Origin of the sequence: Dokdonia sp. R86516, from assembly GCF_044596715.1 — a bacterium.
Classification (GTDB): domain Bacteria; phylum Bacteroidota; class Bacteroidia; order Flavobacteriales; family Flavobacteriaceae; genus Dokdonia.
In genome coordinates, this window is record NZ_CP138998.1 from 183,886 (window position 1) to 202,791 (window position 18,906).

At 37.6% G+C, this 18,906-nt stretch carries 14 protein-coding genes; 4 read left to right on the forward strand and 10 right to left on the reverse strand.

The features are described 5' to 3' along the window. Positions 1–201 precede the first annotated feature (201 nt). The 3 genes from SJY23_RS00870 to SJY23_RS00880 all read left to right on the forward strand — a co-directional run bounded on the left by SJY23_RS00870 (position 202) and on the right by SJY23_RS00880 (position 3,479). Positions 202–1,842, forward strand: coding sequence for a hypothetical protein (locus tag SJY23_RS00870; protein ID WP_396597111.1), 1,641 nt, complete (start codon positions 202–204; stop codon positions 1,840–1,842). After that, positions 1,842–2,507, forward strand: a complete 666-nt coding sequence (locus SJY23_RS00875) for a DNA-binding response regulator (RefSeq protein WP_396597112.1) — start codon at positions 1,842–1,844, stop codon at positions 2,505–2,507. The genes SJY23_RS00870 and SJY23_RS00875 overlap by 1 nt, the downstream gene beginning before the upstream one ends. A gap of 693 nt (positions 2,508–3,200) precedes the next feature. Continuing rightward, on the forward strand, positions 3,201–3,479 hold the full coding sequence (locus SJY23_RS00880) for a hypothetical protein (RefSeq protein ID WP_396597113.1): 279 nt from the start codon (positions 3,201–3,203) through the stop codon (positions 3,477–3,479). Between the two features lie 545 nt (positions 3,480–4,024). Here the strand turns inward: SJY23_RS00880 and SJY23_RS00885 are convergent. From SJY23_RS00885 to SJY23_RS00930, 10 genes are all read right to left on the reverse strand, one after another. Continuing rightward, on the reverse strand, positions 4,025–4,429 hold the full coding sequence (locus SJY23_RS00885) for a hypothetical protein (protein WP_396597114.1): 405 nt from the start codon (positions 4,427–4,429) through the stop codon (positions 4,025–4,027). Positions 4,430–4,481: 52 nt separating this feature from the next. Then, a complete protein-coding gene (locus SJY23_RS00890) occupies positions 4,482–6,233 on the reverse strand; it encodes a hypothetical protein (RefSeq protein WP_396597115.1) in 1,752 nt (583 codons plus the stop codon). Further along, positions 6,223–8,442, reverse strand: coding sequence for a tryptophan-rich sensory protein (locus SJY23_RS00895; RefSeq protein WP_396597116.1), 2,220 nt, complete (start codon positions 8,440–8,442; stop codon positions 6,223–6,225). Before SJY23_RS00895 ends, SJY23_RS00890 begins: the two co-directional genes overlap by 11 nt. Continuing rightward, positions 8,442–9,728: a BatA domain-containing protein gene (locus tag SJY23_RS00900; protein ID WP_396597117.1), complete on the reverse strand. Its 1,287-nt coding sequence runs from the start codon at positions 9,726–9,728 to the stop codon at positions 8,442–8,444. Before SJY23_RS00900 ends, SJY23_RS00895 begins: the two co-directional genes overlap by 1 nt. A 1-nt stretch (position 9,729) precedes the next feature. Continuing rightward, positions 9,730–10,626, reverse strand: coding sequence for a DUF58 domain-containing protein (locus SJY23_RS00905; RefSeq protein ID WP_396597118.1), 897 nt, complete (start codon positions 10,624–10,626; stop codon positions 9,730–9,732). A gap of 26 nt (positions 10,627–10,652) precedes the next feature. Continuing rightward, positions 10,653–11,651 (reverse strand): AAA family ATPase, encoded by a 999-nt coding sequence (locus SJY23_RS00910; protein ID WP_396597119.1) that lies wholly within the window; start codon positions 11,649–11,651, stop codon positions 10,653–10,655. 881 nt (positions 11,652–12,532) lie between these two features. Then, positions 12,533–13,153: a DUF4159 domain-containing protein gene (locus SJY23_RS00915; RefSeq protein ID WP_013751488.1), complete on the reverse strand. Its 621-nt coding sequence runs from the start codon at positions 13,151–13,153 to the stop codon at positions 12,533–12,535. 16 nt (positions 13,154–13,169) lie between these two features. Further along, on the reverse strand, positions 13,170–14,021 hold the full coding sequence (locus SJY23_RS00920; protein WP_396597120.1) for an alpha/beta hydrolase-fold protein: 852 nt from the start codon (positions 14,019–14,021) through the stop codon (positions 13,170–13,172). A gap of 109 nt (positions 14,022–14,130) precedes the next feature. After that, complete coding sequence (locus SJY23_RS00925) at positions 14,131–15,447, reverse strand: TldD/PmbA family protein (protein ID WP_396597121.1); 1,317 nt, start codon at positions 15,445–15,447, stop codon at positions 14,131–14,133. Between the two features lie 26 nt (positions 15,448–15,473). Further along, entirely contained in the window at positions 15,474–17,108 is a 1,635-nt protein-coding gene (locus tag SJY23_RS00930) for a TldD/PmbA family protein (RefSeq protein WP_396597122.1), read from the reverse strand. A gap of 302 nt (positions 17,109–17,410) precedes the next feature. Here SJY23_RS00930 and SJY23_RS00935 point away from each other — a divergent pair, with 302 nt between their 5' ends. Continuing rightward, positions 17,411–18,835 (forward strand): DUF4041 domain-containing protein, encoded by a 1,425-nt coding sequence (locus SJY23_RS00935; RefSeq protein ID WP_396597123.1) that lies wholly within the window; start codon positions 17,411–17,413, stop codon positions 18,833–18,835. The last annotated feature ends 71 nt before the right edge of the window (positions 18,836–18,906 follow it).

Sequence of the window (18,906 nt, forward strand, 5' to 3'; positions counted from 1 at the left end):
TATAACACTACACTTTCTCAACATATTTTACAATTTTTAAAACCTCTCATCTAGATAGACAAGGTTTTGACATTAAATTATACTGCTTTTGATATACAAGTTGTAAGTATACGCTTTCGCGAAAGCGTAACTATCCACATCAATACTTTATTACTTACGACCTCGTTATTTCTCACTTACAAAATATAATATCTTTGAGGGATGCAGAAATCTACTATTACAACCCTACTTGTATTACTAGTGCTCGCGCTTTGTGGTATTTGGACAACACCACTTTCGGCACAGACACCTATAGATAGCACCCAATACTACTATAGAGTTATTGCATATCCAAAAAACACTGAGGATGTGACAGCGGGAATTAATTACTTCAAGCGCCAACTTGAAAACCCTAATACTGATACAGCCCGTAACAATTATTACTCTGAGCTTATATCCTTAGGATATTTCAATAATGGTGACATTTTTGAGAGTGAAAAAACCACCATTAACCTCTTAAAAGATATTCCTGTAACAGATACACAAACTATCGTTCGTCTTAGAAATAGGCTGGGTAGGTTGCATAGAAGTCTTAACAATCTGCCACTAGCCCTAGAAAATTACCAGCAAGCGCTAGCAATGGCTACAAAAAAAGAAGATAGTATTGCAATTTCAAATAATATCGCCACCATATATATGGAGCGCTCATCTTATGAACAAGCTGCTCAAGTCTTAAGTCCATTTATGAAGGATAAAGAGCGCATAGAAGATAACAACACACTGACTACTATATATGATAACTATGGGTATAGTATTACGCAACTAGGTGACTCAATGGGTGAGACATTGATGCTAGAAGCCCTTACCATTAATGAAAAAGAAAACAATATCACGGGAAGTTTTTCTACAAATAGACATCTATCGTACTACTACCATCAGCAAGGCAAAGAAGCACTAGCTAGAAAATATGCCCTGATAGCAAAAAATATTGCTTACAGCCTTAACAACCCTAGATATCAACTAGAAGCCCTCGGACTGGCAATTGATATAGGTGCTACAACAAACGCCGTTGTATTTAAAAAACTCTTGGACAGCTTAGACAGAGTAGAAACTCTTCAAGAATATAAATATGTAGCTCAAAAATATGAATACGACACTTTCCAAACGCAAGCAAAAGAAAGCGAGCTTATAGCGCAGCAGGAGAAAATCAACAAAACACGCTACCAATATTTAGCCTTGTTTATTGCAGTAACTACTGTAGTTATTATCATTTTTCTTTCATCTCGCCATAGAAGAAAGAGACTTGAACAAGTATATATTACAGAAACAAAAATCTCAAAGAGATTACACGACGAAGTTGCAAATGATGTGTATAAACTAATCTCACAAGTGCAAACTAATACGCACAATGAAAGTCACTTACTAGACAATCTAGAGCACATTTATAGTCGAACTCGAGATATATCTAGAGAAAATAGTTTTATTGAGACAGAAGAATCTTTCCAAACATCCTTAAATGATTTGTTAGTGGGTTATAAAACTCCCTCTTTCAATATCATTACAAAAGGTATCGACAAGATAGATTGGAATCAAATTCCAAAAGCCCACAAGACCACTATTTATAGGGTATTGCAAGAACTCATTACTAACACTAAGAAACATAGTAAAGCAACTATAGCCTTTGTTGAGGTTTCAAAGGAAGGTAAAAAATTGCATATTCTATATAAGGATAATGGTATAGGCGGCGCTATAAATTCTAAAAATGGTTTGCTTAATGCGGAATCCCGTATAGAAGCTCTAAAAGGAACAATTACTTTTGAAAGTAAGTCTAACCAAGGTTTTAAAGCACAGATCAAGATATAATGTTTCAAAAAGTAATTATAGCAGACGATTTAGGAAGTGTTAATGAAGGTGTACAACACATTCTCACTACCTATCAAGTTCCCTACATAAAGCAGGTTCAATATTGTGATGAGGCATATAAACTCATTAAAAAAGCAGAAATGGATGGTAAACCTTATGACCTCATAATTTCTGATCTCTCATTTGTAGCAGACCACCGCAAGCAACAATTTGCATCTGGAGATGATCTTGCAGCTACTTTAAAGAAAGAACATCCTGAGCTCAATATTATCATTTATTCTGTAGAAGATCGCTTCCAGCGTGTGAGGCAGCTATATAATGATACGGGGGTAGATGCCTTTGTATGCAAAGGACGAGAAGGAATCTCAGATCTTAAAGAGGCTATTAACACTGTTTTTAATGGAGAACGTTTTGTTTCTTCACGCGTTGCAATGGCAATGTCTAATAATGCAGATTTAGAAATAGATGAGTACGACATTACTCTCATGCGGTTACTTTCTTACGGGTACTCTCATGATGAAATAAGTAAAGAACTCGTTGCTCTCAACGTGTCTCCCTCGAGTCTAAGCGCTATTGAAAAAAAGATGAGCAAATTAAAAGTAAAGTTTAGAGCTAATAATGCTGTCCATCTCGTTGCATTAGTAAAAGATTTAGGTCTAATTTAGAAATACCCCTAAGAAAATCACCCCAAATGCGGTTTACCGTAAGATAATCATTAAAAAATCTTGTAATCTTACTACGACTTAAAATCATGGGGGAATTTAAGTCAAGGATTGTTTGTAGAGGATGTTCATTCGGGCATCCTCTATTTTTTTTATAAAGACCTAACAATCAAATATCACCAAATATAAAAATGTTAAAAAAAAATAAAAAACGCCCAAATAAAGGAAATCCGTAAAAGACCTATAAGAAAATCACGTATCCTTGTGACGGCTTAGTTGCTAGGGGTTTCTAGGTCAAGATTATTTGCATTGGGCACCCACTTGGGTGCCTTTTTGTTTTAAATACACAACTAAGAAGTCCGCTTTCGCGAAAAAAAAACAAAACGAAACCTAGTTCATTTATAGTTTTCTTTAAACTATCTATTGACTAAAAAAAATAAAAATGAACTCAATGCGGTTTCCCGTACGGCATCTTTTTGTAAAGTTCGTATCCTTGTCACGGCTTAGTTGCTAGGGGTTTCTAAGTCGGGATTGTTTGTAGAGGGTTTCCATCTGGAGACCCTTTTTTGCTTTACGCAATCTGTAAAATACTCAAAAATCTAATGAATTTTCCAGAATGTGAATACACCTTAGAAAGTGTATGCTTATTAAATTTCAATTCTTTTTAAACTTTAGTATCTAGCTTAAATTTATACTATGGAAAGCAAAAATCAAACCTACGGTCTCACAGCAGAACATCCAGTCATGGTAACTGATGTAGCTACATCTTATTCTTACCTCGATGGGTTAGTAGCTCTAGATAGTAACGTAAATTATCGTCGTATTAAAAGTATGTTTTCGTCCTCCGTTAATGGCGTTCTAGATAAATATGAAATAGTGTTGAAGGACGAGCATTACTCCTTTCTATTTATTTATCCTTACGCAATGGAAAATGATTTTACTATAGCCGAAACTTTCGAGGCATTAAGTAATTAACACTACATTCAGAACACTATTCTACGACATAGCATCTACCTAAGATTAATTATCATGGTTTTTTTCATCATAATTAGTTTAAAATCTATCCAATTTTCGCGAAAGCTAACCTCAACAGCCCGCTTTTTCAATCTTTCCTATTCTTTCATAAAATGATCAAGCTCAAAACTTAGGAGCTCCACACTCTTGTTTTGTGCATTTTGTCGATTAATTATGTATTTCATAGAATACGTACGACTTGTTATTTTAAAAATGATGGAGAAGATCATGTATAGGTAATTTAGCAGTGCAGAATGACTTACTCACCTAGCATATCGAGTATTACTCGACACTAGAATAGAAAAAGGAGTTTGATTATCCCTGCAGAAAAGATGTTTTTATAGATTGTTTATTAGATTGAATTCCCCCAAATTTTCAATTTGGTTTTGAGTAATGATTTGTTACCATACTTAATTTAACCTGATTGTTTTGCAAAGGCTATCCATATGGATAGCCTTTTGCGATTTATAGATAATCGTAAATCAATTTAATTATAAGAGTAATAATTATCTCTTAGTTTTTCTAAACACGCGTATAAATACCCATCCAAAAAAGAGCATAAAGATAAAATCATTAAGACCATAAATGCTATAAAACACTCCTGCAAAGGCGTCCCGCTCATATACTGTAGCGATTGAATGACTTGTAAACCACTGCAGATATACAATAACGTAAGCCAACTTCTCTACAGCAAATACCGCTATGAGCCATGGCACAGCTGCATAACTTTTTGCTACTGCTATATACGCAAGTCCCCATAAAACGATAGCTATAAGTCCAAAGTAGCCCATTACTTCTGGCTGTGCATCCATCATAACTTGATTTGTTAACCCTCTAGATAATAGTAAAACACCTAGCACATTAGAGAAGCCAGCCATTACAAAAAGCTTAGAAATAATTTTCGAACTCATAAATTGATGTTTTGTTAGAGATTAAATAATCACTCAAAAAAGGCAAGTAGTCTCACACACCTTCTAGTCTAGGTGCTAGCCATAAATAGCCCATAGCTAAAATAAATATGATAAATAACCATAAACGTTCCACAGGTTTCAAGACTGATTGAGTGGCTACATTTTTTTTATTTTCGGTAAATGTGCGCTTATTATGCGCAATTTGAGTAGACGCTTTTAGCGTTTTCCAGTCAGTATCAAGAGGAATATAATAGTTTCCTATTGTTGTGGTGTCTTTCTCTAGATGTAATTCATTCCAGCCTGTTTGTGATGGGTAGACCGTTCCCTCCCATTGATCTTCTAGTAAAAGATCTTGTCGCAATAATATTGCAACCTGCTTACTATCTAGAACCTTTGGAGCAGGTATTGCTGTGCGTAGCTTAAAGCGAAAAGGTGCATCCCTTACCCCTAGCTCTTCTTGAAACTCCCAGTGTAAAACGGGTAATTCTCTCTGGCTTATTGCGCTCAATATAGAAGACCATAAGTAATTATAAGCAGCCTCATTACCATCTAGTACGAGCTGGTAGGTATCTGTAAGTGTAGTACTTCCCCATCTACCAGCACCCCGCTGAGCATAAGCTGCCCACACATTTCCATTTTTTGAAATAATAGGTTGTACTAGTGCTCCAGTGTCAAAACTATGTTGCAGAGTAGCCAACTTAACCTTTGGCCAGGCTGAGAGTGAGGCTTCTTTTTTATTGTTTCGCTTAAAGCGAAAACCAAATCGTTTACCATTATTTACTACTGCCAAATCTGGCTGTATAAATACACCGAGACCTTCACGCGATACTTGATTATTAAGTGCTCTGCGAGAACCGCTAGACAGACCATTATAAGAACTAGCGTCCATAATCACCACATCAAACGCTGAAAGATTTGCGCTCGTAAATCCATAAATAGTCCCTTGCTTCCTATTAAAATTCTCAAATTTGTACCGTTCCTTGGTAAGCTGACTGCGTACTAGCACTTCGTGCCCTTCGTCTGCTAGGTAATTTTTTAAGTACTTAGTTTCAAACGTGGGGAAACCATTTATAATTAAAACACTTAAGCGTTCTTTTTCTTTGATAATTAGAGGTAATGGATTTTCAGTAATAATTGAACCCAGACTGTCTTTTTCAATAAGTTTATACACATACCTTCCACTTACTGAAGTTGTGGCTTGTAACTCAAAATCAAATGCATCACCTCCAGAAACCGTTACCGAATCAAGAGTATTTCCTCCAGCATCTTCTAGTAACAAGCGATGCCCTTTTGCAGGTAATGAATAAATCCCGCGAACTGAAAGGGAATCTCCTACGGTTGCAGATTTATTATAAGCAAGTTTTGTAATACCGCTCAATCTTTCACCTGTTAAATAGGTAGTTGCCATAGGTCGTAATTGCCAAATATCATAAGAAGCAATACCATTCCCGAGTATATAAGCAGTACTTATAGCCTCAAGTTGTGAGGGATTAAAACCATCACCATCATAATTGATAATTTCTATGTCCTTGTAGAGTCCCTGTAAGCTATCTACCTGCTGTTGTTTATAAGCTTCTGTGAGAATTATACCAACGCCCATTGTACGTGGCACAGCTTTTACTGGCTGCAGTAACATCAATGCAAGACTAGCTACTGCAATAATAGCTACTATTGCCTTTAAAAACACGTATTTAATGCCTGTAACGCGGAGTTCTTTCCATATAAAAAGACCCCACAATACTGCGGCGCCAGCAATTACAGGCAACATCCACTCTTCATGTATAAATGATATATTATCGATCACCCGTCTGTAGTTCTTTAATGAATATATCTTCTAGTTTTCCTCTGTATGGCTTAGGAGTAATTGGCATTGCATCATTTACTGGCAATGCTTGTAACAAACCGCGCTGTACTTGTCGCAGTGTAGTTGCTGGTTGTTGCTTTTCCTCTGTGAGTCTTTTGAGTTGTTGCAAGGTGTTAAGATGTCGTGCAGGTTCTTGTATTGCAATTATTGCTAGCTCTTCTCCTGCATTAGCAAGTATCGTCTTATCTGAAGCTGTCAAAGGCGTCTGTTCAGCAATATGATTTTCAAGAAGCGCAATACTTTCCTCCATATTTACATAGGGATTATTAGCCGCTATTTGTTCGGTTTTGTAAAAATTTTCAATCTCCTTGAGATCTCCAGAAAGTCGCTTGTCTTCCTTAATAGGCGGCGGATCAAATCCTATGCGGTGCACATAAATACGCGCACTATTTTTAATATCTTGTATTAATGTCAATGCCCTGTATTGATAAGGTAGTGACACGCTAGGATCTGCAAGACGAAGGTGTAGCTCTGCATCCCACATTTCGGCCATGGCTTGTTTGAGTTTGCCGCGCAAGGATTCTGTAAAAAGGGTTGATTCTTCAGGGTCATCGTGATTGTGCACATATCCCTCAAGTATAGATTTTTCACCTTCTTCCTCACCGCTTTCTTCATGATCATGTTCTTCTGGAACAAGATTATGCTCATTCTCACTATCGTGATCATGTCTAAAACCTGCCGTGGGATCATCTGCATCAAAATCTTCGTGAGAAATATCCGGAGTTACAGCGATACCAGAATCTGCCTCATCTCCCATAAACTGACCGTACTTTAATCGTAATGCTTTCTGGTCAAAACCTAAATCATTACTTCGTGTTTTAAACTCTTCCTCTGTGAGTTGTGGTCGTTCTTCTATGAGTTTCTCCGTATCGATAATCAACTGTCGCTGGCTCCTAAAGTAGTCTGGCATCAAATCTGCTCCTAGTGTTCCTTCTACTCCAAAACCATCACTCACCGTATCCTTAATTACTGCAAAGAAGGTCTCGCTACGTGTGATATTAGGTCTTGGTGTTTTTTGATCACTTACCTCAACATAAAAATACAACTCATTTCCTAGCTCCATCTTCAGCTGATCTAAATTAAGATTTTTAGATAATCGCATGGATTTCTCACCTACTTGAACCGATTGATTAAAAGCCAACTTTTCCTCTCTAAATTTTACAGACTCTCCTTCTCCTTTACTTACCGTGGCAATAATGTGTGCTGCTGCCACTCCATAATCGTCACTAATTTGAGCAACAAAGCTGAGCTTCTTGTTATCTGAATATTCAAATGAAGTAAACTGTGGGATATCTTTTATTTCAACTAAAGGCGCTTTGTCTTTCACCACTTCAATCGCATAAATATCTGATGCGTAACTAGCCCCAAGCGTATCTGTAAATTTAAAATTATAGTAACCAGATTGTGTGGGTTTGTACGCTTTCGCGAAAGCGGTACCATCACCCCTCATCTTATCATTAACTCCTATTACTTCTACTATAACCTCGCTTACCTTACTGTCAAAATCTAATTGCCAATATAGCTGTGATCCCTCAACAGCTTTTGTGTTCATCAAACTAGAAGTACGTGAACCAAGTTTTGTGTAAGCTGGATAACGAATGGTAAGCTTCTGATTAATGAGCACAGGCGGCTTATATGCCGGAGCAACAGAATCTGTCACAGAAAATGTCATTATCTCCTGCTCAGGTGTAGTTCCAATAGTACGATTTATGCTCTTTCCAAATGCATAAAAAACTATGACACCCACCAGTATTAATGCGCTTGCTGTAATCGCAGCATATCGCAACCTCGTTTTAGGTTTCACAGTGGTAATTTGCTGTGATAAGAGTGTGGTAATTTTCTGTTGCTGTAATTGTGCAAGCCCAGACATTCCATCTGGCACCGCCAACAATAAACTACTACTATATTCAGCATTATCGAGATGTTTATCAATGTACGCACTCACTGTACTTAGATTGATTCTCCAAGGTTTAATCATAAGCACTGTTATTGCAGTTACCACTATAAAAGCAACAATACCTATTGTTGGGTTTCTAGTAATAAATGCACTACAAAGTCCAGCACCGATACCATAAAGCACGGCTTCTAAGCCTCGCAATAATTGCCAGCGCCTCATGTACTTCTGTATGAGTTGTATCCCTTCTTGCATTATTGTTTACGTATTCTAGAGAGTATGCGCTCGCTTACAAGGAGTACTAAAAGCAGTATCCAGAAGATACTTGATATATCTGCTTTTACCTCTTTTTTCATTGCGGCAGCGGGAATATTAATGGTTTGTAGTTGCTCTAAACTCATCACCCGATTATCAAGGTCTGCTATTTTTGTATTTAATTCTTGGTCAAGATGGAGCCATGTAAGTAATTGTGTTACTAGCGGCTCTTCTGTTATGAGTTTTGGCGTTAGTTTCTTTGTCAGTATCGACGTAGTTGCTGTAGGTCCTGTAACAATAAGCGAATTTGCAATTTCATTCGGTCGATAATATAGCGTAGCCATCTCGCTAGCTACCATAGGATTACCACTCAAGTCAATCAAATAATCAATAGTTGACGTATTTATTTCTTCTCTATCTAAAACAGTGGTAATTGTAATCTCTCTCTGAGTAAACTGACTAATCGCACGTAAGGCAGCCTCTAGATAACTACGTTCGGCGTCATGTGCTTTATTATAGATAATTGTCACCTCAATAGGAGTATACTCTTTTATAGCAATGGTTCTAGAAATACCATTCGTTCTGATCTCGACGCTGTCTTTTGCAAGATTTATTGCTGCATCACGTATCGCTACTTTCTCTTTATTTATACCAAGTAGTTGCGCCTCGCTTAACACATTAATGATTTCTAAACTATCCTTACGAGCAATTGCGACTAGTGATTTCTCATCCTGTCTGGTAGTTTCCACAGGAATCCAAGTGATGTTCTTTTTTATAGTAGGCCTTTTGCCTTGTAACGCTTTCGCGAAAGCGTGTGTAAAAACCACAATACTATCTGCAGCTAACTCTTCCATCTCTCTAGCGAGCTGCCAGTAATTAGGCACCACCTCTTTATTTGTTATTACATCTCCGGTCTCCCACAGTGGAAAATCTTCTTGTAATAATCGCCTTCCTTCCAGCGGTATTTGTTCAAATCTCGCCAGACCATCTGCGGTAGAAAGTAGCGAAGGCTCAAAAAGATAAGCAACCTCCTCCTTATCGGGAGCTGTTGTAATATGAGGTTCTGCAAGAATTACAACTAGCGTGCTAATGATCAAGCAACGTAATAAGAGCAGCCACCATTCATTAAGCTGGATACTATTACTCTCTTTAGATTTTGTGGGCGCGATAAATTGTATACTGCCCACTTTGATGGTGCGCACCTTCTTGCGACTCCACAAGTGAATGATAATTGGAATCGCGAGTGCGAGTAGTCCCCAGAGATATGATGGCTGTAGTAGTGTCATATCAAAAAATACTGCTACGTTTTTTAAGAAATAAGTGCAATGCCTCGCCAATATGGGCTTCTATTGAAAATAACTCATAGTCTATACCGCTAGCAAGTAACGCTTCCTTAGTAGTTTTTATAGATTGCTCTAGCGCTTGTAAATAAGTAGTTTTTGCATCCTTTGCGTTTACTTTCACCTTAGCACCAGATTCAAGATCTTCAAAAATCACTTGTCCCTTGTAATCAAATTCTAGTTCGCTCTTACCCAGCAAATGTAACACTGCAACTTCGTTTCTGGCTGTTTTAAGCTGTTTGACCATTGTTATAATTTCCTCATCCTTTTCATAAAAATCTGTGATAAAAAATATGAGCTCCTTATGACTACGATTATGAAGCTTCTCACTTCCCAACTGCTTAGGCCAAGAGCCTTGATTTTTTAATTGTAATAATTGGTACAAGAATCTATTAAAATGTTGCTTCCCAATAGCCGGCTGCAATGCTTCTAACTTTTGATTATTTACCGTAAGTAGACCTATCGCATCACCTTGCGTTTGTGCTAGATGTGCAAGACTTGCCACGAGTACATTTGCATACTCCATTTTTGAAATATCACCTTCTGTATGAAGCATAGACAAACTTGCGTCTACTATAAATCTAACAGAGATATGAGTATCTATCTCTGACTGCTTGATGTAATATCTACCAGAACGCGCTAGCATTTTCCAGTCTAGTAACCTGAGGTCATCCCCAGGCTCATACCCTCGATACTGACTAAATTCTAATCCCGCACCTACCCGCCTACTTTTATTAAGTCCAGACAAATATCCATCTACGATAACGCGCGAAATAAGTGATAATCCAGAAACTCTGTTTATCACTTCGGGTTTAAGTAGCGATTTGTAATCGTCTTTTGGCATAGTATTCTTTGCTGCTATTATGGTGATTAAGCTAAGTCTATTTCTTTAAGTAAGTGAGTGGTTACTTGGTCTGATGTGATCCCTTCGGCCTCTGCCTTAAAGTTGACAATCACTCTGTGACGTAATACTGGCAATGCCACATTTTTAATATCTTCTAGTGTTACTGCCATTCTACCTTGTGAGAGCGCTCTCGCCTTTGCAGTAAGAATCATTGCCTGTCCCGCTCTTGGACCTGCGCCCCAACCTACCCATTGTTTTACATAGTCGTTTGTAGTGGTTTCTGGTCTGGTTGCACGTACTATCGTACTTACAAAATCGATAAGATTATCGCTTATGGGCACCTCTCTTACAAGTTGCTGTAATCGTAAAATATCTGCTCCCGTGAGTACAGGGTGTACTGTCTGCTTAACGCCACTCGTAGTGCTTTTTAAAATATGAGTTTCCTCTGCTGCTGTAGGATATCCTATTTTGATATAGAACAAAAAACGATCTTGCTGCGCCTCTGGTAATGGAAATGTACCCGATTGCTCAATAGGGTTTTGGGTTGCGAGTATAAAAAATGGACGCTCAAGACTATAGGTTTTACCAGAATAGGTCACCTCAAATTCTTGCATCGCTTCCAGTAATGCAGCTTGTGTTTTTGGCGGTGTACGGTTAATCTCATCTGCTAGAATGATATTTGCAAAAATAGGTCCCTTCTTGAATTCGAAAAACTTTTTACCCGTCGCCTGATCTTCTTCCAGAATCTCTGTTCCAATAATATCTGAAGGCATTAAATCTGGGGTAAACTGGATACGTTTAAAATTCAAGTCTATCGCCTGTGACAAGGTGCGAATCATCAACGTTTTTGCAAGCCCCGGAACTCCTTCTAACAAGGCATGGCCACCAGCAAGAAACGTAATAAGTAATTGCTCCACCGTTTCCTCTTGACCAATAATCACCTTTGCAATCTCTTTCTTAAGATCTTTAAGCTTCCCAGTGAGTGTGGTTACTTCTTGTTGTAATTCGGTTAGTGTGTTATTCATAGTGTTACCTTGTTAAATCTCTGTTCCAAATTTTCTCTCCCCAACCCTGAAGGGTGGAAAATTCTGTACTTGGTTATTCTTTTCAATATTGTACTCTTACTCTTAGCTTCTCCTGCAAAACATCATTCTCTTACTCTTAGCTACTCCTGTAAAACATCATTCTCTTACTCTTAGCTTCTCCTGTAAAACATCTCCCCTAACCCCTCTTCGAAGAGGGGAACTTTTAAGTTGCTTTTTGCGTAGCAAAAGCAAACTCTTATCGCAACAGTGTCCCTCTTTGAAGAGGGAGTCAGGGAGATGTTGCGAATTTTCCTTCCCCGACCCTGAAGGGTAGAAAATTCTATGTTTGGTTCATCTTATCAATATTACTCTCCTCTTAGCTACTCCTGTAAAACATCTCCCCTAGCCCCTCTTCGAAGAGGGGGATTTTATGTTGCTTTTTGCGAAGCAAAACAACTTTTCTTCGCAACAGTGTCCCTCTTTGAAGAGGGAGTCAGGGAGATGTTGCGAATTTTCCTTCCCCGACCCTGAAGGTTAGAAAATTCTATGTTTGGTTCATCTTTTCAATATTACTCTCCTCTTAGCTTCCCCTGCAAAAACATCTCCCCTAACCCCTCTTCGAAGAGGGGAACTTTTATGTTGCTTTTTGCAAAGCAAAAACAACATTTCTTCGCAACAGTGTCCCTCTTTGAAGAGGGAGTCAGGGAGATGTTGGTGAAAGATTATTCTCTTACTCCTGGCTTCCCCTGCAAAAACATCTCCCCTAACCCCTCTTCGAAGAGGGGAACTTTTAAGTTGCTTTTTGCGAAGCAAAAGCAAAAGCAAACTCTTCTCGCAACAGTGCCCCTCTTTGAAGAGGGAGTCAGGGAGATGTTAGCGATTTATGATGTCAATGCATACATCACGATATTCACTCCAAATTTTGTGTTATCAATTTTATACCATCGTTTGTTTCTGAAATCGTAGTCCCACTCGCAGCCGTAATCTTTATTGCTGTACAGTACTCCTATTCTTCCATTGACTTCAATGGCTTTTAAGTATTCATGTACAAGATCATCTCCCCAGCCGTTTAATTCTTGACTTGTGGTGGGTGGACCGTCTTCAAACTCAAAGAAAACGTTATAAATCTCGTGATCGTTAGGAATCTTTTTGAGTGCATCTTGACCAAAAATCTCCTCCATCTGGCGCTCAAATGATTTGGCAAATAATCCGTCGATGTCGTGGTTACAATCATCAGCAAAAACAAAACCTCCGTTTTCTATATATTTTTTAAAATTCTCTTTTTCCTTCTTTGTGAACTGTACGAGCTTATGTCCTGAGATGTAACAAAACGGACATTTAAAAATCTCATCACTCGCTAGTGAGATAATGTTTTCCTTAGTATCTACCGCAAGGGTGGTATACTCTACCAGTGAGTTAAGCAAATTAGATGGCATACGCTGATCTACGTCCCAGTCTCCAGATTCGTATTGCAAGCGCGTAAAGAAAAATTTGTTATTCATAGTAAATTGCGAAATGCTACTTTTCTCGTTTGAATATGTCACTAATTACATTAGTAAATTCTATTTCCCAAAATTTGTTATGATGCCCACCTTCAAAAGTTTTTATCTCAATAAACGATTGAAATTCAGCATATTTTCCCTGAATATACTGAGCATCATCTTTCAAGAAAAATGGCTCTTCTGATCCGTACCTCAAATATAAATTAGGATACTTCGTATCGCTATGCCAAAAATTAGATTGAATATCTCCTCCAAAAGTTGAAAAACATATGTAAGTTCCAATTAAACTTGGATTACTGTTCAGTAAGCTTACCCCAAAGCCAGAGCCGTTTGAAACCCCGTAAAAATATCGATCATTTTTATTAAGATTCTGAGTATATTGTTTTTCTATTGATGTTATCAATTCATCTACAAAATAAGACTTATGATTTTCAAACCTATCTACGAGTAATGAATCTTCAACTCTTTCGGGTTTTCTGTCGACATATTCAAAATTCCTATAAGAGAGATATACTTTCTTTCCATCACCCGTAATCGTGCTTGTACTATCTGCGATTTTTGAATTCTGAAAACTTGCCACAAAAATCAATGGCTTTATCAATTCGCCATTTATTAATGAATCCAAAATCTCTTTCTTGTCTGTTATAGGGCTATTACCATCAGTTGCATATATAATAGGGTAATTCAAATCTTTATTAAATTTTGGAGGTAAATAAATTTTATGCTTCCGATATTCTGATAAAGAGTTACTGTAAATAGAATCAGTAAAAAACCTTGATTCAAGATTGTTAGGTTCAATTTTAGATTTACAGGCCATCATAGATAAACTAACAAACCCAACAAGACATATTAATTTAACTACTTTCATTTATTCTTTTTCTATATAATACCTTACTATTCACTTTCGCGAAAGCGAACCTAAAATAAAAACTGGCTACCACTTTTGTGATAACCAGTCTTATATAATTTATACGTTTTTATACAGCATCTGAAAGACTGGTAAATGTAAAATCGCGTATTTTCATATACGGGATTAAACTACCATCTACGCGTACTTGCTTGCCTAGAGTTTCCAGATTATTAAGCATAATAATAGGACTTTCATTAAAGCGGAAGTTCTTTACAGGATACTTGATTTTTCCGTTCTCAATGTAAAAAGTTCCGTCGCGGGTAAGACCTGTGTACAGTAATGTTTGAGGATCTACAGAACGTATGTACCATAGTCTTGTAACGAGGATTCCTTTCTTTGTAGACTTGATGAGATCTTCTAGAGATGCATCACCACCGCCCATGATAAAATTACTAGGAAACGGTACTGGCTCTACACCCTTTTCTTTTGCCCAGAAACGATCGTATGCAAGATTTTTTACCACTCCGTTTTCTATCCAGCTTGTCTTTTTAAGCGGTTGCCCTTCTCCGTTCCAAGTACCTGCTGGCACTTCTTCATTAAGAGGATCTGACCATAGGTTTACACGCTCATCTACAATTTTGACACCCATCTTAGTGCCTCCACCTTCTTTAGACATAAAGCTTCTACCCTCATCTGCAGATCGTGCACTTATAGAACGCCCCAAGCCTTCTAGTAGTCCTAATCCAGCAGATGGCTCAAGAATCACGGTGTACTTACCTGGCTCGATTGCTTTTGCTTCACGAGACATTACTGCCTTATCAATGGCAACTTTTGAAGCTTCTGCTGCGTCAAATTTTGACACATCATTAAAATCTCTTGTTACCCATCCAGAACCCGTACCATCGTTAGATCGCATGGTTACTGTAAACTCAACATTAGTCGACTTATTATAAGCAAACAGTCCGTTAGAATTCATCATCGCGCTAAAGCCTGCACCACCATCTAGAAAACCAGCTGCGGTTACATCATTTGCTTTGGCTGGTTGTATACTGCTCTCTGCTACTTGTGCTCTGTACTCTGGAGTCATATTTGCCGTTGCCTCTACATACGTTTTTGACTCGTCATACGTTTGCGGTCCTAATGGCTCCATAAACTCAGGGTTTTCTGGAGCAAGCTTTGCAAGTTCTTCTGCTCGTTTTACCACTTTTTCAAGTGACGCATCATCAAACTCGTCTATGGTTGCTGTGCCTGATTTTTTACCAAAACTTGCAGTGACCGCAAGACTCTGGTTAGACTGGTGTCCTGAGGTAGAAACAGAGTTACGTGCATAACGGATGTTACCACTCTCGCTACCGCCTAAATTTATAACGCAGGCATCTGCAGTAGAGAAGCTCATTGCTTTCTCCATCACTTTTTTTGCCTCTTCTTTTGAAAATATTCCCATTGTGTTTCTTCTTTAAAAATTGACGATTAAACGTTACGACCCGTATTGATCACATTAATATCATTAAATCGTGTCGTGGCACTTCCATGTGATACTGCGCTCACTTGCGAAGGCTGCCCTTTCCCGTCGAAGAATGATCCAAAGAGACGGTAGTCATTCTGATCACATATTTTTGCACAAGAATTCCAGAACTCTTGTGTATTAGATTGGTATGCTACATCATTAAGCATCCCAACTATTTTTCCATCCTTAATCTCGTAATACATGGTACCACCAAACTGGAAGTTATATCGCTGCTGGTCTATAGAATAAGATCCACGCCCTGCAATGTAGATTCCTTTTTCTACATCCTTAATCATATCGTTAATAGAATACGGCTCCTTACCTGGCTCTAGCGAGATATTAGGCATACGCTGGAACTGTACATCGTTCCAACTTTGAGCATAACAACATCCATGAGACTCATTCTGATCTATCATTTGTACTTGGTCACGTATTGCCTGGTAATTTACCAGCACACCATTACGTATGATATCCCATTGCTTGGTTTTTACACCTTCATCATCCCAGCCTACAGCTCCTAGTGATCCCACTTGTTGCTTATCTGCCACAATGTTCACAAGGTCACTACCATATTTAAAGTTTTTAGACTTCCACTTATCTATGGTTGCAAAACTTGTTCCTGCATAGTTTGCCTCATACCCAAGTACACGATCAAGCTCCGTAGGGTGACCTACAGACTCGTGAATGGTAAGACCTAAGTGATTAGGCTCTAGTACAAGATCATATTTACCAGCATCTACAGACTTTGCAGTAAGCATTTCTTTAGCCTGCTTTGCCGCCATGGCAGCATCTTCTATAATATCGTAGCTATTTCTATATAACTTCAATCCTTGCGGCCCTTCAAGTTTTTCTGACTCAAGACCATCTAGGTATTCATACCCAAGTCCCATAGGAGCACTCATAGCCTGGCGAGTCTTAAACTTACCACCACCTACAGCCGTCACGCCAAATGTAGGCCAGATACGGTGCACATCCTGATCAATATATGACCCTTCGGTAGAAGCAAAATACTTTTGCTCATTTACCATAAAGAGCGCAGAGTTTACAAAGTTTGCACCATTAGACTGTGCAGCAGCATTTGCTGTAAGCAACAGCTCTACCTTCTCAGATACAGGCACTTCTTTAAAGTCTTTTTTAATAGGCGTTTTCCAGCTGACCTCTCCGTAAGAAGCTTCTGGAGCTAGCACTACTGGGTTTGTTTGAAATTTTGAGTTAGCCTTAGCAATTGCTACTGCTTGCTCTGTTGCCTTCTGGATACCATCTGGCGTTACATCATTAGTAGATGCAAAACCCCAAGTTCCATTTGCAATCACGCGTATCCCTATCCCAAAAGATTCGGTATTTACAACGCCTTGCACTTTATCTTCACGTGTGCGCACAAACTGGTTTAGGTATCTCCCTATTCTAGCATCTGCATATGAAGCACCTAAACCTTTTGCCGTATTAAGGGCGACATCTGCCATTTGTTTTTTAAGCAGTACGTCCATTCCTGGTTCGAGCAGTGCTTCTGTTGGGATATTGTTTCCCAGCATCATCGATGGCACCATTAAGGCACCTGCTCCCATACCAGCGAGTTGGACAAAATTTCGTCTTTTCATAAGGTCTTAGGTTTTATTGAATTGTTTGTTTTATTGCGTTTTTAACATATAATTATTAAAAGCAGTATAATATCAGAATTTATGTTAAGGTGTCTTGTAGTATAAATGCTAATTATATCTTAAAATTTTACGCTTTCGCGAAAATATGATTCCTCAAACACCTACTCCATTCATATAAACAGAGGATACAGCCGATTAAAATTGTGCATAAAAGTTGAAAACTAATGCTTTAGGATGGGGATTACCGTACTTGGAGTTGGATTTGGTTTTGTAGATTGGCTTTAATAAAAAAATAAAAGAAAATGACAATAGCCTTTATACTCACAATTTTAATTTCAGGAATTACATTTTTCTTTATACTCAAACAGCACAGAAAAGAAAAAGCAAAACTGAATGTTCTCTTTGAAAACGAAAAGTTAGAACTATCTAAAAAAATAGAAGAAAACAGCAAGCTTAGTTCTGATTTAGAAAGATTTAATGGGATTATTTCAATTGAGAATGAAATAGAATCTAAGAATATTGAATTTGCGAAAATCCAATCTTACGCATCCGAATTAAATGATAAATTTATTAATGCAAAATCAATATTTAAGCAGCTAGAACAAGACATCAAACTCTATCAGAACGATTTAGAGTTTGTTGAATTAGGAATTTACGAACCTATTTTTGATTTAGAATCTTCAGAAAAATATAAAGATAAAATCACACAAATTGTAATAGCACAAAAACAACTCATAAAATTCGGAAAAGCCTGCATTTGTGATACAGAGTGGGAAGTTGGAAATAGCCGTAAACAAGGCGAAATAATGACGAGAAGATATATTAATTTAACTCTAAGAGCATTTAATGGAGAATGTGATTCATTGATTTCAAAAGTAAGATGGAATAATGTAAAACGCTTTGAAGAGCGGATTATAAAGGCTTTTAATGCAATTAATAAACTTGGTAAATCAAAAAACACTTTTGTAACTGAAGATTATCTGAAATTAAAATTAGATGAACTGAATTTAGTTTATGAATATGTTCATAAAAAACATCAAGAGAAAGAAGAGGCACGAGCAATTAGACAAGAACAGCGTGAAGAGGAGCGAGCTCAAAGAGAGTTTGAAAGAGCAAGGAAAGCTGCGGAAATAGAAGAAAAACGTTTTCAAAAAGCTTTGGAACGTGCTAGAATGGATTTAGGATTAGTAAGTGGGGAAAAACTAATTGAATTAAATTCTCAAATAGCACAATTGGAACAGAATTTAAAAGAAGCACACGCAGCAAAGGAAAGAGCAATTTCGAGAGCACAAGAAACTAAATCTGGACACGTTTATATAATATCTAATCTAGGTTCATTTGGAGAAAACGTTTATAAAATTGGAATGACCAGGCGTCTTGATCCAATGGATAGAGTTAAGGAGTTAGGAGATGCATCTGTCCCATTTACTTTTGATTTACATGCGATGATTTTTTCAGAAAATGCACCTGAATTAGAAAACCTACTACATAGAGAATTTAATGATCGACGCATTAATAAAGTTAACTACAGGAAAGAATATTTTAGAGTGTCGTTAGATGAAATCGAGCAGGTTATCATTGAAAAATATGATAAAGAGGTAAATTTTATAAAAAGCATCGAAGCTCAACAATTTAGAGAGACCAAATCAATTATAAAGCAACTTCAAACAGAAGAAAATGAACAGTCGCAAGTTGAAGTAGAAAAGTATCCCGATAGTTTATTTTAAAGGGTAATAATATACCAGAACACCACACATACGTCCTTATAAAGGAAAAATCTCAGACTCGGAATTTATTA

Bases quoted from the DNA above. Each gene is read 5' to 3' on its own strand.
- SJY23_RS00915 (WP_013751488.1), bottom strand. From the start codon at position 13,153: ATGAATAACAAATTTTTCTTTACGCGCTTGCAATACGAATCTGGAGAC.
- SJY23_RS00920 (WP_396597120.1), bottom strand. From the start codon at position 14,021: ATGAAAGTAGTTAAATTAATATGTCTTGTTGGGTTTGTTAGTTTATCT.
- SJY23_RS00905 (WP_396597118.1), bottom strand. From the start codon at position 10,626: ATGCCAAAAGACGATTACAAATCGCTACTTAAACCCGAAGTGATAAAC.
- SJY23_RS00870 (WP_396597111.1), top strand. From the start codon at position 202: ATGCAGAAATCTACTATTACAACCCTACTTGTATTACTAGTGCTCGCG.
- SJY23_RS00910 (WP_396597119.1), bottom strand. From the start codon at position 11,651: ATGAATAACACACTAACCGAATTACAACAAGAAGTAACCACACTCACT.
- SJY23_RS00900 (WP_396597117.1), bottom strand. From the start codon at position 9,728: ATGACACTACTACAGCCATCATATCTCTGGGGACTACTCGCACTCGCG.
- SJY23_RS00880 (WP_396597113.1), top strand. From the start codon at position 3,201: ATGGAAAGCAAAAATCAAACCTACGGTCTCACAGCAGAACATCCAGTC.
- SJY23_RS00875 (WP_396597112.1), top strand. From the start codon at position 1,842: ATGTTTCAAAAAGTAATTATAGCAGACGATTTAGGAAGTGTTAATGAA.
- SJY23_RS00895 (WP_396597116.1), bottom strand. From the start codon at position 8,442: ATGCAAGAAGGGATACAACTCATACAGAAGTACATGAGGCGCTGGCAA.
- SJY23_RS00885 (WP_396597114.1), bottom strand. From the start codon at position 4,429: ATGAGTTCGAAAATTATTTCTAAGCTTTTTGTAATGGCTGGCTTCTCT.
- SJY23_RS00935 (WP_396597123.1), top strand. From the start codon at position 17,411: ATGACAATAGCCTTTATACTCACAATTTTAATTTCAGGAATTACATTT.
- SJY23_RS00930 (WP_396597122.1), bottom strand. From the start codon at position 17,108: ATGAAAAGACGAAATTTTGTCCAACTCGCTGGTATGGGAGCAGGTGCC.
- SJY23_RS00925 (WP_396597121.1), bottom strand. From the start codon at position 15,447: ATGGGAATATTTTCAAAAGAAGAGGCAAAAAAAGTGATGGAGAAAGCA.